Below are 16,168 nucleotides of genomic sequence, written 5' to 3'. Positions count from 1 at the left end.
CCCCGCTAAACGGTAAAAACCAGCAACGCTTCCGGCGACGGAAGCGTTTTTTTTTCTGCGCTATCAGCATCCCCCATTTAGCCATACAATAAGATCCTATTGGAGCGCAACCGGCGGAGGCGTCGCTCGAAATTCAACTTGTCGTTGTGGACGCTTTTCGATGGACCAGCAGTCAGCCCAACCTGCGGATTCAGCGACACTCCGATTGCGTCTGGACAGGTACGGCTGGTGCGTGATCGCCGGCTTCCTCCTCTTTGCGCTGGTCGCGGCCTGGTTCACCTGGCGCTATCAAGAGAGTCGCCGGACGATTCTCTTTTTGGAATACCAGCGATCGATCGAAAATGCGATCCAAGGGCAGTTTGACGATATCCGCAGCGCCGCCGATCGGGCGCAAACCCTCTTCGTCTCGAGCCAAGTGGTCGAAAAGAGCGAATGGGACATCTTCGTCTCGCGGATGCGGCAAACGAAAAAATACGACGTCGTCGATGAGCTCTTTTTCGTCGATCAAAGTTCCCCCGCCAAAGACGGACTCTGGCGCATTGTGCTCGCCGAATCAAAAGGCAAGCTAGCAGGGATCGAAGGAGATTCGATCGCCGGGAATCAACCGTTCGCAGAGACCCTCGATATCGCGATCCGAACTCGCGAACTGACGATTAACGTGATCTCAGACGAAATTCAATTTCCTCTTTCTGGGCCGGGGCTGGTCGCCTGTTTTCCGGTTTCGCCGGCCGTCACCGATGGCAACGTTCATCTGGCTGGATGCGTCGTCGCCTATTCGTCCGAGGAATCGATCGAACGTACGATCGCCGAAAAACTACCCCCCAATTTCGGCGTTCATGTGGTCGCTCAACAGAATTCCTCGGCTGGCCTGGAGATCCTCCGACTGCCAAGAGGCCGCCATATGCACAATTGTGCGCGGCATTTCGACGCGGAGATCACATTCGACGATTTGCCGATGACCGTCACGTTTGAAGCGAGTCAAAGTTTCGCGGCCGAAGGACTATACGCCATGCCGGCGATCATCTTCTCGGCGTTGATCGCACTTGGACTGGTCTGCGGCGCGATGATTTCTTACATCGTCGATAGTCGCCGCGCCGTCGAATCGCTGCTGAATCAAGTCGAAAGCCGCAACGCCGAGCTGGAACGCTTCACCTACACCGTTTCGCACGACCTGAAGAGTCCGCTCATTACGATTCGCGGTTTTGTCGGCGCCCTGCGCCAAGACTTGACTCGCGGCGATCAAACCGCGATCCACGAAGACATGGACTTTATCGCCAGCGGCTGCGCCTCGATGAGCAGCTTGCTGGACGACTTGCTCGAACTTTCTCGCATTGGTCGCGTCGTCAATCCGACCGAACAATGCCAGATCGAAGCTCTGGTCCAGGAAGCGATCCACTTTTTGGATCTACAGTCGGCGGAGCGCGGAATCGATCTCAAAGCCTACGGCGATCCGATCACGCTGGAAGGAGATCGCATCCGCCTGGTCGAAGCGTTGCAAAACCTGCTGGATAACGCCGCCAAATTCGCAAATCCAGAAGCGCCGAAAATTCGGGTCAACTGGATCACCGCAGGCAATCAGCTGCGCCTGACCGTTACCGACAACGGATCTGGAGTCCCGCCTGCGTTTCATGAGAAGGTGTTCGGCCTGTTCGAAAAGCTCGATCCCAAATCGGACGGCACCGGCATTGGATTGGCGATTGTGCGACGAATTATCGAACATCACCATGGCCGGATCTACATGGAGCCCTCTAGTTCGGGCGCGCGGTTTATTGTGGAGTTGCCGCTGCGTCAGCCAAGCTGAACGCCGCGATCGGACGATCTCCTTGTTCGACACGACGCCAAGAAACAAAAACACGGCCCCGGGAAGGAGCCGTGTGCGTGGTTCAATTGCGTAGCGGCGTCAATCCATTATTTTCCCGTCAGGTCAAACTGGAACTCGTTGGGACCCTCTTGGGTAACTTCGGCGATGATTCCCTTCGCCCCAAAGGCGTACTTGGCGGGGATCAGCTTTTGATCCGAGCCTTCCCCTTTTAGCTCGAATTGGACGTGATGTTCGCCCAGGACGGCGCCCGGCTGGTTGAGGTTGTAATAAACCTCAAATTTACCGTCGCTATCTGTTTTGCCACGCGAAGCCCTCGCTTCTGATTGTGGTTCGAATAGCACTTGGATACTTTCCACCGGCTTGCCGTTGACGGTCACAACGCCGGTCACCTTCGCTAATTCAGGACCGCCGCTTCCCCCGCCGAAGCAGCCGGTAGCGGCGATGATCGGTAACGCCATCACCGCGATTATCGCCGCCGGAAAACCGCGTCGGTGGATTTGAAGAATAGATTTCATGGATCGAGCTTTCCGGTTTTTAGTATTCGCTTAGCACCTGATCGTCCGCGATACGAACCAAGTACTTCAACGTGGCCAGGGGAGTCGTTTCTTTGAGAAAGTGAATGGAGCCGTCGCCAAACAATGCGTTGCAACCGCCGGGATGGTGACTGCCGGGGGCTCGCGCGTATTGCAGAGGGCTTGGCGGAGTGTCCGGCACGTTGATCCCTTCCCCCATTTTCAACCAATACGTATTGGTCCAGGCTCCCCAAAACGGTCCCCAGCGGTCGTCCGCTTTTTCCATGCGTGATTCCGCCATGATGACGGTATTGCTCATTCCGTCGGTGATGTCTCCCATTTTGGCCGATCCATTGATGCCGAACGCGGGACGTTGACTAGCGTTATTCGCCGTCGAACCCCAAAGCAGTTTCGCGTTATCTCCATGATCGGACCAATCGCTCGAAATAAAGCCATAGCTCGTGCGATAGTAGTCTTTGTTGTAGTAGTAGCCGGACGTGCTGTCGTCGTCCCCCACCACATCAAACGGATCCGATGGACACGCAAAGAAGTCGAGCCGCGTCCCCTGCAGAGCAGCCATATTGCCGGCGGCGTCTGTGGCGCTCGGATCCGAAACGTCGCCATGAGCGGCCAGCCCCATCGGATAGCGGAAGTCCAATTTGGAATGCAACGCGCCCTGCTCTAAAAACGGCAAGATCAGCAGATGCCCCGTGATGTTACGAACGTTGTCTTTCATGGTCGCTGGAAACGGACTCGAGTCGCCGCCGACGCATCCCGGGTTGATCACCGCAGGCGGAAAGGCGAGATGCGTGTCGTGATAATTATGCAACGCCAAACCAAGTTGCTTCATTTGATTGGTGCACTGCATCCGCCGAGCCGCTTCGCGGGCCTGCTGCACAGCCGGAAGCAACAAAGCGATCAGCACCCCGATGATGGCGATCACAACAAGCAGTTCGACCAAGGTAAAACCCCAACGGCCGAGACGACCGCCGATAGCGGTCCGGTGATTTTTCATGGGAATACTCCAAAGAACTGTCCCCCTGCGAACCCAAGGGACAAAGCAAATGAATTGAAAATGAAAACGAAGAGCGTTTAGACAGGGACCGCAATCCATCCAATGGTTATATCGATCGATTACGGGAAAAAAGGGAACCATTCATAGAGAACCTGAGTTCCTTGCCCACGAACGGCCCTACAGAGCTAGTTTAAGTAGGTTCCGAACAGCGTCAATGACAAAAAATTTAAAACCATTGAAATCTACCAACACCTGCAAATCAGACGCATCGGCGATCATGAATGACAACAGATCTGCCTGTCCAATCGGCTCGCAGAAGACGGCTCCTGCCTCCTCGATCGGAGCAGCCATGGGCCGGTTGCGAATGCGAATCACTCCGTTGAACGAGGGCAAGCCAAGCAGAGACAGGCCGTCGCTGGAAACGGATGTCGCGGGGAACTGCTAAACGGTCTTACGTTGCATCAATTCCGCGACCCAATCGGCGACGCGCCAGTCCATCCAGCGCCGATCCGAAGTGATGTTGCGTGGGGCCAAGAAGCCCAGATGTCCGCCGTGACTGGTCGTTTCTAGCGTAATGAGCGGAGAAAAGGGAAATTTGTCGAAAATTGCCCGCGGCACGATCGGATCGTCGGCGGCGGTCAAGATGTGCGTTGGCATTGCGATATTGGCCAACAGCGGACCAGAGCTCGCCTTTTCGTAGTACTCGCTGACGCTGTCGAACCCGGCCATCGGCGCCGTGTAGTCGCGGTCAAATTCGACGATTCGTCGCGGTCGCTGCGAAAAACGAAACGCCGTGGAAAGATCGTCGTAGTCTCGCTGCAGTTCGACACGGCGAATTAACCGGCGGACAAAATCGCGATCGTAAAGACGATTGAGGCCGCGGCTCATATTCTCACAGCAATGCGCCAAATCGATCGGCGGCGCGACCGAGAAAACCGAATCTAAGCCTCCGCACGAGCCGGCGCCAACTTCGCCCGCCAGTTTCAGCACAACATTTCCCCCCAGCGAAAAGCCGATCGCCGTACAAGCAGAACCAGGGCAAAGCGATCCGATAAATTGAACGGCCGCTCTAGCGTCGTCACTACAACCGGCGTGAAACGGCTTTCTCGCGAGTTTCGCCCCAGCGCCGCACCCGCGCAAATCCATCCGAAAGGAGCGCACGCCTAGCGCGTTGAGCTTTCCGGCGATCCGGACCAAATAAGGGCTCGAGTGGCAACCTCCCAGACCATGGATCAACAACGCCGTTCGATCGCCGGCCTGCCAGCCAGCAGGTCGATCGTCGTGCAAGACGACCTGATCGCCATCGTCCAGGGTGACGACATGCGGCCGAGCGGCGTACGGAGCGGACGGGCCGCGCCAATAAGCGCCCAAAATCGTTTGCACGTGAGGGCCGCGCAGAATGGGATGAGGGCGGTAGCCGCTTTGCGAGCTGGCCAGATCGTCGATCGAACTAATCATCGTTTGATGTTGTACTCGTCCAGTTTGCGATACAACGTGGCGCGACTAACGCCGAGCAGTTTGATCGTTTCCGAAACATTGCCGCCGGTGCGCTCCATCGCTTCTTCAATCAGTTTCTTTTCCCAGAAGTCAAAACGCAAGGACTCCGGCTCCCCGAGCCCGGCGTCTCGCAGGCCAAGATCACGCGGTTCGATCATCGCCGAGTCGGCCAAAACCACCGCACTGTCCAGTACATTGCGTAACTGTCGAACATTCCCGGGCCATTGATAATTCAACAATTTTTTCTTCGCCGCGTCCGAAAGCATCAGCTCGGGACGGCCATGCTGACGTTTGAAGTGATCGAGAAAATGGTTCGCCAAAGTTTCGATATCTTCGCCCCGCTCGCGCAGCGGTGGAATATAGAGCTCGAAGACGCAAAGCCGATAGTACAAATCTTCGCGAAACCGCTTTTCCCGCACAAATTCGGCCAAATCACGGTTGGTGGCGGCGATCAGCCGCACGTCGACGCTCACTTCTTTCGTCGCGCCCAGCGGCAAAAAAGGATGCCCTTCCAAGATCCGCAGCAGCTTCGCTTGGCCATCGAGCGTCATCTCGCCCACTTCGTCCAAAAAGAGCGTCCCGCCGTCCGCTTGCTGGAAAAAGCCGACATGGTCGGTGTCCGCCCCGGTAAAAGCACCCTTCTTATGGCCGAACAATTGGCTTTCGATCAGCGATTCAGGCAGCGCCGCACAGTTCACGCTCAGCATCGGACGATCGCTGCGGCTTGACGTTTTGTGCAGCGCCCGAGCGACCAACTCTTTGCCGGCGCCGCTCTCGCCGCGCACCATCACGGCGCCCCCGGCTTTTGCAATGCGGGCAATCTTTTGCTTCAGCTCGACCATCGGCCGGCTCTCGCCGATCAGTTCATCAAACGCCGCCGATTGCTGCACCAAGCGTTCGTAACCGGCCTGCAGCTTGGTCAGCTCCCAAGCGCGCGAGAGCGCAATAACCAGGATGTTGGCCAGCGAGATGGTGAAATCGAGGTCGTTCTGCAGAAAGCGTTCTTGTTCGCGATAGAGATGGATCGTTCCCAGCGTCTGTTTCTTGTGAATCAGGGGAACGCAAATCGCATCGGCAAAGTGTTTCAGCCGCGTCGATTCGTCCTGACTCGCTTCGTTGGCGATCCAAACGGCGTGCCCTTGCTGACAAACCATCGCGGTGAGCGATTCGCTCAGCTTAAACGCATCTTCGACATCCTCAGGCAGCTGACGCTTCAATTTCAACTTGCCATCTTCGGTCAGCCAATGAAAACCGACGACTGCGGCTTTCGAGTGATCTTTCAGCAGATCGAGCGCCGTACGGATAATGACGTCCGGATCGTCGCTTCCCAGCAGCTTGATCGCAAACTGGTAGAGCAAAATCAGCCGCTGCGCCTGCTTGTAGTCTTTCAGCTCGCGCAGCGCGACCAGATTGGTGTCTTGCGGATCGACCGGCAGATCGCGGACGATCGTTTGGGTCATGTTGTTCGCGTCCGAATCGTAGGATGTCGGAGGCTGGCTGCTGCTGTTGAAATTGAACTCGGTGGCGCCCACTCGCAGGCGCCCCCCGTCAAACAGCTTCCCTTCGGCAATCCGCTGGTCATCCAGATAGCAGCCGTTGCGGCTCTCGCAATCTTTAACCCACCAGACCCCTTCTTTGAGAAAAATCGACGCATGAACCCGCGAACAGAGGGGGTCTGTCAGCGTAATATGACATTCCAGACCGCGTCCGATCAGATTTTCGGCGTCGGCGTCCAGCGCAAAATTGGTGCCGGGTCCGGTGCCGGAAAGTAACTTTAGGTAACTGTAGTTCGCCATATCGTTCCGCTCGGTTGGGAAGCCGCCGAGAGAGGACTTTCGCATTTAAATCAATAGCTTCCCTTATCTTACGTCAAACCGGCCCGGCGTCGCCAGCCGCAACAGGGGGTTAGGCCGCCTGTTTTCGCAGGTTCGCAAAAAGGGACGCAAGAAAAACTTGCCGCGCGCAACTATCCCACGTAAAAATTGGACACACCACACCGGCTCGCCGGTTAAATCAGGCAAACCACGCTGGCTTGAGTGACGTAGACCCTGTAGATAGGATCGGTTATAACCCCGTCCCAGCCCCACATTTGGCCCTCTTCGCCACTCCAACAACTACTCATAAAAATTCAACTGTAAGGGATTGGCATGCACCCAACGACCGTTACTCGGAATAGTTGGCGTCGCCCTGGCGCTTTGCGCGTCTTGACGTTCGCGTCTTTTCTTTTCTCCGCAATCTTTGTCTGCTTGCCGGATCAATCTTCGGCTCAGCTCGCACCAAAAGTCAGCGAGCGCCGCGTCGCCTTCGCCGTGACGCAGTTAATGAAAAAGGATCATCTATCGAACCATCCGATCGATGACGAAATGTCGCAGCGCGCCTTCGATCAATTTCTGAAGACGCTCGATCCGCTCAAACTTTACTTCTATCAAAGCGACGTCGACGAGTTCGCCGCCAACCGTGACAAGTTGGACGACATGGTCAACGCCGGCGACGTCAGCTTCTCACGCACCGTCTTTGATCGCTTCCTCAAGCGGGTCAACGAACGGGTCGCGATGGTCGATCGCGTGCTCGCCGCCGATCTCGACTTCGAGAAGAAGGAAATGTTCATCACCGACGCCGACAAGGTCCAATATCCGAAAAACGAAGCCGAAGCGTACGATCGCTGGCGTCAACGCGTGAAGTACGACATCCTGTCGGAAAAAGCGGACGACAAAACCCCAGAAGAAGCGCAAGAGAAGATTCATCGTCGCTACGAGAGCTTCGCTCGCCGGATGTCGCAAACCAGCGGCGACGAACTGTTGGAAATGTTTCTGACGTCGATGACCTCGTCGTTTGATCCGCACACGACTTACATGTCGCCGTCGACGTTGGAGAACTTCAACATCAGCATGCGATTGCAGCTCGACGGCATCGGCGCCGCGCTGTTGTCTGAAGACGGCGTGGTCAAAGTGACCAAAGTCATCCCCGGCGGCGCCGCTGACAAACATGGCAAGCTGCATCCCGAAGACACCATCGTCACCGTCGGCCAAGGCGAAAACGGTGAGATGGTCGACGTGGTCGACATGAAGCTGAACGACGTCGTCAACTTGATCCGCGGCAAAGCCGGCACCGTCGTCCGGCTCGGCGTCAAAGCGAAGGGAACCGGCGAGACGACCATCTACAACGTCACTCGCGCCAAAATTGAACTGAAAGATAGTGAAGCCCGCGGCGAAGTGATCGATCACAAGACCGATGACGGCCGCACGCTGCGAGTCGGTTGGATCGACCTGCCGAGCTTCTACATGGATATGGACGCCGCTCGCCGCGGACTGGGCGACTTCAAAAGCACCACCCGCGACGTGCGCAAATTGCTGGACGACTTCAACGACCAGGAAGTTCAAGCGGTCGTGCTTGACCTGCGTCGCAACGGCGGCGGCAGCTTGACCGAAGCGATCAACCTGACCGGGTTGTTCATCGATCAAGGTCCGGTCGTGCAAGTGAAAGACTCCAGCGGCAACATTCAGGCCTACGACGACACCGATCGCGGCATGGTCTGGAAAGGCCCGCTGGTTGTTTTGACCAGCAAGCTGAGCGCCAGCGCCAGTGAGATCCTCGCCGGCGCCATCCAAGACTACAAACGCGGCATCATCGTCGGCGATCAAGCGACCCACGGCAAAGGAACCGTGCAAAGCTTGCTGGACCTGGGCAGCCAACTCTTCCCGGTGCCGAACCCGCCCAACTATGGCGCGTTGAAGATCACGATGCAGCAGTTCTATCGCCCTAACGGCGAAAGCACGCAGCGTCGCGGCGTCGAAGCCGACGTCGTCCTGCCGTGGATCACCACGCACATGGACATCGGCGAAGGGGATCTCGACTATGCGATCGCTTGGGACAAAATCCCCCAAGCCCAGTACACGCTCTACAACATGGTCGATCCCAATCTGCTCAAGCAATTGCAGACCGACGTAAACGATCGCATTGGTCAGTCGGAAGACTTCCAAAAGGTCAATAAGAACATCGAGCGTTACGTCGTGCAGAAAAACCGCAAAGCGGTCAACCTGAACGAGGCCGAATACCTGGCCGAGCGTAAAGAACTCGACAAGGAAAAGACCGAAGAGGACACGTTCAAGGAAGACACCGAGAACACCGACGAAGTCGTGAAGAAAGACTTCTACTTCGACGAAGTGATCGACGTCACCTCCGACTACGTCAAACTGCTAGAACAAGGCCGCGTCGCCGCTCGACAATAAGTGGATCGACGCTGCGAAGAAATTGAAAGAGCCCGCGTGACCCCCACGCGGGCTCTTTTTTTAAACCTTGCCGGCCTCTTGCTCCTCCGGTTCGTGCAGGCGGTCCATGTCCAGATAACGGCTGGATGGCACTGGCCAGCAGGTCATTTTCGTTGTGCCACTGGCCCTTTTCAGCCAGTGTCTTCACTCCGAGTGCGGCGATTGCACTCCAGCGTTATCGAACAGGCCAGGCGGCGGAAACGATAAGTTTGGCAGGCGAGGATCAACGATCCCGTTCAGGTAAAGCCGGGCGCTCGACCACTTCCAATCGATCGCTCGTCGGCAGAGCCCGCGACGAACGGGGTTTTCATGAATATAGTCGATCGCCGCTTCGATCGCCGAGGGTTGAAAGAGATTGCGATCGTAACCAGAGCCCTCTTGCCAGAAGCGAAAGCAACATTTGCCAGGCCGCTCTTAGATCGTCAACTCGTCCAGCAATCGAGAACGAGCTTCGACCAGCATCGTTTTGATTTGTCGAGATGTCGGTTGTTTGATTTTCTGTAGTAGTCGACTGATGCTGGCCTCGGCGGAGACCGGCAATACCAGCAGATGAACATGCTCTGGCATGAAGACCATCGCGATCCATTGGCAGGCCTCCAATTGGCAGGCGTCGTCGATCGATCGAGCCAAGATGGTGCGCCAGCGGTCGTTGGTCAAAAGCGGTCGTCGACGATAGGTAGAAAACGTCAACGCATGAAAATGCCCCGGCACATGAAAGTGCTTAACTCGCTTTCGATGCGGCGGTTGTTCGTCCATAAGCTGGAAGATAAATCAACCGCGCGGTCGAGTCAAAGAATTCGAAGTCACTCTGTTGCTGCTGAGTTGTGCCGCGGTGGAAAGAGAAGACACTGGCTTTGGCACGCGAAGGGGAGCCATTTCACCAGTGCCAGCCGGCCAGAAGGGTGATTCCTATTCGTCATAGGCGTCACCTAGGCTTTGGAACTCGTCCTCTAGCCAATACCAATACGCTCCATGCCCTTCGATCAATTGCTCTAGTAAGCGCTCAAAGCTCGTCGCCACAACTTGACATTCACCCGCAACGCCATGCCGATCCCAAAAGCTGTCATAACAACGGCCGCTTCGAGACTCGTTTATATCAATGGTGATGTATTGTTCTCCAGTCTTGGCAATCACGAACCAGTCATAGCTAATGTCGCCTGCCCCGTCCTCGCCCACAATCACGGGATTCGCTCGAACGAAGTCACTTGGAGCAACGATGTCGATAGAGTAGTCGGCTCCCTGAAAAAGAGTTGCCCCTCCGCAGAGTCGATAGAATTCTTCAACGCCTGAAGGAAGCGGCAAGCCGACAGAGGGTACGCCTGTGGGCGGGAGAACCTGACAGTCATCACGTTGCCGCAGTTGATCTACAAGGTGAGTCATCGCCATCCTAATTGCCCCGATAGATGTACTGGCGAAAAGCCCGATAGTATTCTCGTCGGGCTGCATCTGGAACACTGGCGGCGTCAAACATGCGCTCCGTCAGTCGTTGCATTTCCTGTGGGGATACCTTTGACCAATCCACTCGACCACCAACTCGCTTGCCCGTCTGCTCAAACAGCCAGTCTCGATACACCTTGCAACGCTTCGCACGTCATCGCCTGGGCTGTCGCGGTCCGCTCTTCGAGCGTCCCTTGCAACCAACCCCAGCAAGTGATCGCCATCGCCGCTAGCGCCTGCGGCTCTAGCGAAGCGTTGCCGTGCGACTTGGGCAAGTCAAACTTCGCCGGCAAAAGTTCCCGAAAGACGGCTTTCAAAGCCTGTAAATTCGTGCGAATATCGGTGCTGTCTTGATGCGGCATCCAAGAATCCTTTCTTGGTCGTCAGTGCATACGGTTTTGGTCGACCGCATTGAACTACTTAACCGCAGGCCGCATCAAGACTTATTTCTTGGAAGACAAAATCGTTACCAGCGTTGAGTGCCATTCCCCCCCGTCCACTTTGATCGCCCCCTGCCGTGCGCAATCGCCGTGCTTGCTATAGTTCAACTGGAAAGCGCACTTCATTAGAGACTGCAACAACAGAACTCAACATTGCTGTTGAGTATTTTGCAGTAGGTTGCGTCGTGTTGTATTGGATCCAAGCTCGATAATTGCCTGATGAAGGGTAAATGAAATCTGCGGCAATATCAATCTCGTAGGAATGCTGTTGGCCGCAAATCAGTTTGAATGTGTCGACTTCGGCACCATACGGAAATGACAAGTAGTATTCCGCCCTTTGGCCTGAGTCACTCTCAACAACGAGTTCGCTTGGCTCATATATGTACCGAAGAAGCAGGTCTACACTGTTATTGTTTTTAAATGTGACGCGAAGTCGTCCAAGCGTGGCGTTTACTTCCAATTCAATCTGTAATTTCTCGTTCATCGATAACGGCTATATGCGTGATTGAGGGGGGCATCAACTTCACCGGCAGTAAGCCCAGCCATGCGAGTCGCTGCGAAAAATGACGCCCAAAATTCTTCTTCATTTTCAGGAAGGATACTTGTTAAAATGTGAGTAGGAATTCCATACTGATGTCCGATTTCATGAGCAAGAATAGCACGGGAACAGTATTGGGACGGGGGTGAATGGCACGAGCTTAAAGCCTCCGCCCCAGCATGCGGTAATCGGCGGAAGTTGCTGTCGCAAGATCTTGCGACAGCAAGTGGTCATCACTGCAATTTAAGCAAGATGATTGAAAAAGACGGCGGAGCTTCGCTGAATTGGTGGTGTAACAATCGCCGTTTCAGGAGGCCCCGCCGTGTCCGATCATTTTAACGCTTCGCCGCAGGATGTACAAAGCAAGTTCCGTGACGTTTCAAACTTATCCAGCGAGCTCTTGCTCCCCAGCGGCGTTGTCGCCGCGATCTGTCACGAAATCGGCTTCTCGTTTCGCGAGCGCATTTATTCGCCGATGATCGTCGTTTGGATGTTCGTGATGCAGACGCTATCCGCCGATCATAGTTGTCAGCAAGTCGTGACGCGGCTCAACGCCTGGCGCCTGGCGCAGGGGTTGTCGCGCTGCAGCGGCGATACGACTTCCTACTGCCAAGCGCGGCGACGTTTGCCGATTGCGTTGTTCCAACGGCTGCTCGCTTGGACGGCGCGAAAGTGCGACGAAGCGGGCCTCGGCGATTGGCGATACCAGGGGCGCGAAGTAATCATCGTCGACGGTACGACCGTCACGATGGCCGACACGCGAGCGAATCAAACCGCCTTTCCGCAAATTGAAAACCAGAAGCCTGGGTGCGGCTTTCCCTTGGCGCGGATCGTGCAAGTTTTTTCACTGGCGACAGGAGCGGCGACGATGTTTGCGATGGGGCGTTACGCAGGGAAAGAGACGGGCGAGACGTCGCTCTTACGAACGCTCTTGTCGCAGTTTCACTCGGGAGAAATCGTGCTCGCCGATCGGTACTACGCCAGTTTCTGGTTGCTCGCTTTATCGGATCTGCGCGGGATCGACATCGTGGCTCGCGCGCATCATCGTCGCAAAATCGACTTTCGTCGAGGACTGCGACAAGGCGACTGTGATCAGATCGTGGGCTATGCCAAGCCGCAGCGTCCGACGTGGATGACGACGGACGAATACGACCAATATCCCTCGTCGATTCTCGTTCGTCACTTGCGATATGAAGTGACGCAGCGAGGCTTTCGTACGCGTCGAATCACGTTGGCGACGACGCTGTTGCAAGGCGACGTTTATCGGGCGGAAGATCTGGCCGATTTGTATCGTCGCCGCTGGCAAGCGGAACTGCATATCCGCAGTTTGAAAATCCAGATGCAGATGGATCACCTCCGTTGCAAGAGTCCAGCGATGGTTCGCAAAGAACTGCACTGCCACATGATCGGCTACAACCTGGTGCGTGCCGCGATGCTGGCGACGGCGCTGAAGTTCCAGTTGCCCCCTTGGCGTCTGAGCTTCAACGGCGCGCTGCAAGCCGTCGAAGAATTCGCCGCCGCGCTCCGCTGGAATCCCAAACAGCGAGACCCTCAGTGGAGCAACCTCCTGCAAACGATCCGCCAGCTCGAAGTCGGCAACCGTCCCGACCGCAACGAACCGCGAGAACTCAAGCGACGGCCTAAGGAATACAAGCTAATGCAAACGCCCCGAAACCGTTATGCTACAGCCGCTTAGAATTAATCTCGTGCCATTCGGCACCGTCCCCTTTTCTTTCCCTAGCCATACACCCGAAGACGTGGTAAGTGCATGGCAGACGTTTACCTCTCCATCAAACGCCAGCTAAAGCATGACTTTCACCAACTTTGCTTTCCCAGTTGATTCGCAAACCTCCACTGGTCGATCGTATGTGCCGAAATCGGAGTCGACCAATCGGAACCAAACTCGCCATCCCGAAACTCCCTGTCCAAACTCCTCAAGAGAATCCGAGTAAACGGCTTGCAGGAATTGGGGTTTCTCGTACTTTTTTGGAAGGTGGACTGTCGCAATCGCAATCGCATTGTCTTTTGTAATCATCTTGGTAAAACTCCAAAGATCTTTCGGAATTCTTCATTAAACATCACTTGAGCCTTCTCTAATTCGGCGAAGAAAAGGGGACGGGGGTCTTTTCTCTTTCAATCCCCCTTCAAATCGCTTATCATCCTCTCAACCAGTCTACCTTTTTTCCACTGCTGAGACTCGATAAATGCCTCGCCAAAAACGTGCCGATGAAGCAGGCGCCATCTATCACACTCTGAATCGCGGGAACGCCCGACAGGCGATCTTTCGCAAAGCGGAAGACTACGAGGCGTTTCTTCGCACGCTCGCTCAAGGGCTAGAGCGATATCCGGTCGAGCTATTTTCGTTCACGCTGATGCCCAATCATTGGCACTTGGTTCTGCGCCCCGCCGAAGATGGGATGATGGGACGATTGCTCCGTTGGGTGACGGCGACGCATACGCAGCGGCACCACGCCCACTATCGCACCGCGGGCGAAGGGCACCTGTACCAGTCCCGGTTCAAAAGCTTTCCGATCGCCGATGACGATCATTTCCTGGTCGTGTGTCGCTACGTCGAACGAAACCCGCTGCGAGCCAACCTGGTGAAGCGGGCCGAAGATTGGCGGTACGGCTCGCTGTTTCGCTGGTCGCAGAAAGCGGACCGCGATCCGCGCCTGCTCTCGGCCTGGCCAATCGCCCGGTCGCCAAAATGGACCGAACGAGTCAATCAGCCGCTGAGCGAAAAAGAGCTGGCCGACTTGCGCCAATGCGTCAGCCGCGGCCGCCCGTTCGGCGATGAGAAATGGACGCAAGAGATCGCACGGAAAAGCGGACTAGAGTACACGCTACGAAGCCGCGGCCGGCCGCGGAAGACACCGGATTGACAGAAACGACCCCCGTCCCCTTTTCTTTCTTTTCTTTCTCCGTCCCCTTTTCTTTCTCTTGGGAGTTGATTGAAGGTTTGATCCCGCGTTCGCGACGAAGCAAAAAAGGAGGCCGCCCTCGCTCGGTCGGCATGCGTGAAGTCATGAATACGATCTTCTATCAATGTCGCTCAGCGATCATCAGCGCGGCGTCGCGATGGGCGTGAACGCGTTCTCCATCTTCGCGGGACTTGGTTGCGGAAGTCTCATCTTCGGTCTGTTGGCGCCCCATGGAACCGGCCCCGCGATGCTGATCTTCGCCGCCGCCCAACTCGGGGTGACGGTGGTCGCCTCCTTTCTCTTTCGCGGCGAATGAGAGATCCAACGTCGCTCGATTTGCGCTACGCATCGAATCTGCTGACCAATCCGGCGATATCGGTGGGTTGCGCAAGCGGTGATGTCGTTCGAAATTGGTGGGCAAAATTCGCTTGCTTCACCCACCCTACATGAGTATACTTTTGTACAGTACTCACGAGTGCGACTATCTTGGTTTGCCGATGCGCGTAGGAGGCGTCGGGTTCTTCTGCGGGGGTGATTTCGGCTGGGAGAGCGGGCCGAGCACTGAAGTTTTTTGGACGCCGCGTGCGGTGGTGGTATCGCGCTGCGCGCAGCGAACCAAAGGGGAAAACTCTCATGCAAGTTGCCGACGCTCCTCAATCTATGGAGCAACCGCTCGCCAACCCTTTCACTGAACTGACCTGTGCCCAGTTGCTGGCCGAGCAACCGCCCCAGGCTTGGTTGTTGCCGGGGATGCTGCAGCAGCATGAGCCGGCGGTGATTGTGGGGCCCAGCAAAAGTCTGAAAAGCTCGCTCGCCGTTGACTTGGGGGGCGCGTTGGCGAGCGGGGGCAAGTTTCTGGGGCAGTTCGCCGCCGATCGGACGTTTCGCGTCGGCTTTGTGGGGGGCGACGCCGCTCGGGCCGCATTGACCGATCTTGCCCAGCGGTGGAGCGCGGCGGCCGACGTTGACCTGGCGGCTCTTGAGACGCTGGTCTGGTCGCTCAGCGTGGCCAACCTGTCGGATCCCGCTAGTTTGCAGCGGCTGAAAGATTGGATTGGGCGTCATCAGTTGGAGGTAGTGCTGATTGACGTCGCCGATCTGGCGACCACATCGCGGCGCGCTCAGGCGATGCAGCTGCGCGAGCTGGTTCGCTGTTGTCTGGAGCTTGGCGCGACGCCGATCGTTTGTTGCCCGACGCGAAAAGAGTTGCCGCCGCGGGCGCTGGGCGCCGCCGATCTGGCGAGCGCCGCGGACAATGCCATCGCTCGGCAATGGCTCTTGGTCAATCGTCGACAAGCGTTTGAGCCAGGGAGCGGGCGACATCAGTTATGGCTGACGCTCGGCGGCAGCGCGGGGCAAAGCAGTCTGTGGGGCGTCGACGTTGATGAAGGTCAAGCCTGCGATAAGTGGAAGGTGCTGCTGCGCGACGTGCCGTCGATCGCCGAAGAAACGGCCCAGTTGGCCGCCAAGTCGCAGATCGAGCATTTGCGGTGGAAACTGCGGGGCGTAATGTCGCAAATCGACCCGGCTCAGGCGACCAAGCTGAAGATCCGCGAGCAGAGCGGGATGAGCGGAACGAAGTTTGGCTTAACTTGGCAGTATCTGATCAATGCCGGCGAAATCCGACTCGCTCCTTCGAATCGCGATCCCCACATGCGACATGCCGAGCCCCGCTATCGCCTGGTTGAGCTCGCGGAATGAACGATCCCGATGCGCCC

16 protein-coding genes and 1 pseudogene are annotated in these 16,168 nt (G+C 56.3%); 7 read left to right on the top strand and 10 right to left on the bottom strand.

Annotated elements, in window-relative coordinates; translation table 11 throughout:
* Positions 1-160 precede the first annotated feature (160 nt).
* A complete protein-coding gene (locus DSM3645_RS27765; protein WP_050769311.1) occupies positions 161-1,801 on the top strand; it encodes a sensor histidine kinase in 1,641 nt (546 codons plus the stop codon).
* A 107-nt stretch (positions 1,802-1,908) separates the two neighbouring features.
* Here DSM3645_RS27765 and DSM3645_RS27760 read toward each other — a convergent pair whose 3' ends face one another.
* The 5 genes from DSM3645_RS27760 to DSM3645_RS05685 all read right to left on the bottom strand — a co-directional run bounded on the left by DSM3645_RS27760 (position 1,909) and on the right by DSM3645_RS05685 (position 6,687).
* Positions 1,909-2,337: a hypothetical protein gene (locus DSM3645_RS27760; protein WP_050769310.1), complete on the bottom strand. Its 429-nt coding sequence runs from the start codon at positions 2,335-2,337 to the stop codon at positions 1,909-1,911.
* Between the two features lie 19 nt (positions 2,338-2,356).
* Positions 2,357-3,349 carry a DUF1559 domain-containing protein gene (locus tag DSM3645_RS05695; RefSeq protein WP_002651111.1) on the bottom strand — a complete coding sequence of 331 codons (993 nt, stop codon included), beginning with the start codon at positions 3,347-3,349 and terminating at the stop codon, positions 2,357-2,359.
* A gap of 177 nt (positions 3,350-3,526) precedes the next feature.
* Complete coding sequence (locus tag DSM3645_RS30400) at positions 3,527-3,724, bottom strand: hypothetical protein (RefSeq protein ID WP_237564764.1); 198 nt, start codon at positions 3,722-3,724, stop codon at positions 3,527-3,529.
* Between the two features lie 66 nt (positions 3,725-3,790).
* A complete protein-coding gene (locus tag DSM3645_RS05690) occupies positions 3,791-4,807 on the bottom strand; it encodes a YheT family hydrolase (protein ID WP_002651109.1) in 1,017 nt (338 codons plus the stop codon).
* Positions 4,804-6,687 (bottom strand): sigma 54-interacting transcriptional regulator, encoded by a 1,884-nt coding sequence (locus DSM3645_RS05685; RefSeq protein WP_237564763.1) that lies wholly within the window; start codon positions 6,685-6,687, stop codon positions 4,804-4,806. The genes DSM3645_RS05690 and DSM3645_RS05685 overlap by 4 nt, the downstream gene beginning before the upstream one ends.
* Before the next feature lie 405 nt (positions 6,688-7,092).
* Here DSM3645_RS05685 and DSM3645_RS05680 point away from each other — a divergent pair, with 405 nt between their 5' ends.
* Positions 7,093-9,075, top strand: coding sequence for a carboxy terminal-processing peptidase (locus DSM3645_RS05680; protein ID WP_237564762.1), 1,983 nt, complete (start codon positions 7,093-7,095; stop codon positions 9,073-9,075).
* Positions 9,076-9,528: 453 nt separating this feature from the next.
* Here DSM3645_RS05680 and DSM3645_RS30845 read toward each other — a convergent pair whose 3' ends face one another.
* The 5 genes from DSM3645_RS30845 to DSM3645_RS05660 form a co-directional block, all read right to left on the bottom strand.
* Positions 9,529-9,870, bottom strand: coding sequence for a transposase (locus DSM3645_RS30845; protein ID WP_002651106.1), 342 nt, complete (start codon positions 9,868-9,870; stop codon positions 9,529-9,531).
* A gap of 153 nt (positions 9,871-10,023) precedes the next feature.
* Positions 10,024-10,581 (bottom strand): SMI1/KNR4 family protein, encoded by a 558-nt coding sequence (locus DSM3645_RS05670; protein WP_202594992.1) that lies wholly within the window; start codon positions 10,579-10,581, stop codon positions 10,024-10,026.
* On the bottom strand, positions 10,502-10,687 hold the full coding sequence (locus DSM3645_RS31770) for a hypothetical protein (RefSeq protein WP_081444730.1): 186 nt from the start codon (positions 10,685-10,687) through the stop codon (positions 10,502-10,504). The genes DSM3645_RS05670 and DSM3645_RS31770 overlap by 80 nt, the downstream gene beginning before the upstream one ends.
* On the bottom strand, positions 10,665-10,913 hold the full coding sequence (locus DSM3645_RS05665) for a hypothetical protein (RefSeq protein WP_002651104.1): 249 nt from the start codon (positions 10,911-10,913) through the stop codon (positions 10,665-10,667). Before DSM3645_RS05665 ends, DSM3645_RS31770 begins: the two co-directional genes overlap by 23 nt.
* Positions 10,914-11,088: 175 nt before the next feature.
* Positions 11,089-11,475: a hypothetical protein gene (locus DSM3645_RS05660; protein WP_002651103.1), complete on the bottom strand. Its 387-nt coding sequence runs from the start codon at positions 11,473-11,475 to the stop codon at positions 11,089-11,091.
* A gap of 376 nt (positions 11,476-11,851) precedes the next feature.
* Here DSM3645_RS05660 and DSM3645_RS05655 point away from each other — a divergent pair, with 376 nt between their 5' ends.
* From DSM3645_RS05655 to DSM3645_RS05635, 5 genes and pseudogenes are all read left to right on the top strand, one after another.
* Complete coding sequence (locus DSM3645_RS05655; protein ID WP_002651102.1) at positions 11,852-13,225, top strand: IS4 family transposase; 1,374 nt, start codon at positions 11,852-11,854, stop codon at positions 13,223-13,225.
* 508 nt (positions 13,226-13,733) lie between these two features.
* Positions 13,734-14,411 carry a transposase gene (locus DSM3645_RS05645; protein ID WP_002651100.1) on the top strand — a complete coding sequence of 226 codons (678 nt, stop codon included), beginning with the start codon at positions 13,734-13,736 and terminating at the stop codon, positions 14,409-14,411.
* Positions 14,412-14,476: 65 nt separating this feature from the next.
* Positions 14,477-14,584: pseudogene (locus DSM3645_RS31915) on the top strand (IS5 family transposase); the annotation flags it as partial.
* The gene (locus tag DSM3645_RS30185; protein ID WP_040351640.1) at positions 14,575-14,766 is read left to right on the top strand and encodes a hypothetical protein; all 192 of its coding nucleotides are present in this window, start codon (positions 14,575-14,577) and stop codon (positions 14,764-14,766) included. The pseudogene DSM3645_RS31915 and the gene DSM3645_RS30185, both read left to right, overlap by 10 nt.
* Before the next feature lie 317 nt (positions 14,767-15,083).
* Complete coding sequence (locus tag DSM3645_RS05635) at positions 15,084-16,151, top strand: AAA family ATPase (RefSeq protein ID WP_002651097.1); 1,068 nt, start codon at positions 15,084-15,086, stop codon at positions 16,149-16,151.
* The last annotated feature ends 17 nt before the right edge of the window (positions 16,152-16,168 follow it).

The sequence above is a fragment of the Blastopirellula marina DSM 3645 genome (assembly GCF_000153105.1).
Classification (GTDB): Bacteria; Planctomycetota; Planctomycetia; order Pirellulales; family Pirellulaceae; genus Blastopirellula; species Blastopirellula marina.
This window is presented reverse-complemented; position numbering and strand designations above follow the sequence as displayed.

Bases quoted from the DNA above. Each gene is read 5' to 3' on its own strand.
- DSM3645_RS27765 (WP_050769311.1), top strand. From the start codon at position 161: ATGGACCAGCAGTCAGCCCAACCTGCGGATTCAGCGACACTCCGATTG.
- DSM3645_RS27760 (WP_050769310.1), bottom strand. From the start codon at position 2,337: ATGAAATCTATTCTTCAAATCCACCGACGCGGTTTTCCGGCGGCGATA.
- DSM3645_RS05695 (WP_002651111.1), bottom strand. From the start codon at position 3,349: ATGAAAAATCACCGGACCGCTATCGGCGGTCGTCTCGGCCGTTGGGGT.
- DSM3645_RS05690 (WP_002651109.1), bottom strand. From the start codon at position 4,807: ATGATTAGTTCGATCGACGATCTGGCCAGCTCGCAAAGCGGCTACCGC.
- DSM3645_RS05685 (WP_237564763.1), bottom strand. From the start codon at position 6,687: ATGCGAAAGTCCTCTCTCGGCGGCTTCCCAACCGAGCGGAACGATATG.
- DSM3645_RS30845 (WP_002651106.1), bottom strand. From the start codon at position 9,870: ATGGACGAACAACCGCCGCATCGAAAGCGAGTTAAGCACTTTCATGTG.
- DSM3645_RS05665 (WP_002651104.1), bottom strand. From the start codon at position 10,913: ATGCCGCATCAAGACAGCACCGATATTCGCACGAATTTACAGGCTTTG.
- DSM3645_RS05660 (WP_002651103.1), bottom strand. From the start codon at position 11,475: ATGAACGAGAAATTACAGATTGAATTGGAAGTAAACGCCACGCTTGGA.
- DSM3645_RS05645 (WP_002651100.1), top strand. From the start codon at position 13,734: ATGCCTCGCCAAAAACGTGCCGATGAAGCAGGCGCCATCTATCACACT.
- DSM3645_RS30185 (WP_040351640.1), top strand. From the start codon at position 14,575: ATGTCGCTCAGCGATCATCAGCGCGGCGTCGCGATGGGCGTGAACGCG.
- DSM3645_RS05635 (WP_002651097.1), top strand. From the start codon at position 15,084: ATGCAAGTTGCCGACGCTCCTCAATCTATGGAGCAACCGCTCGCCAAC.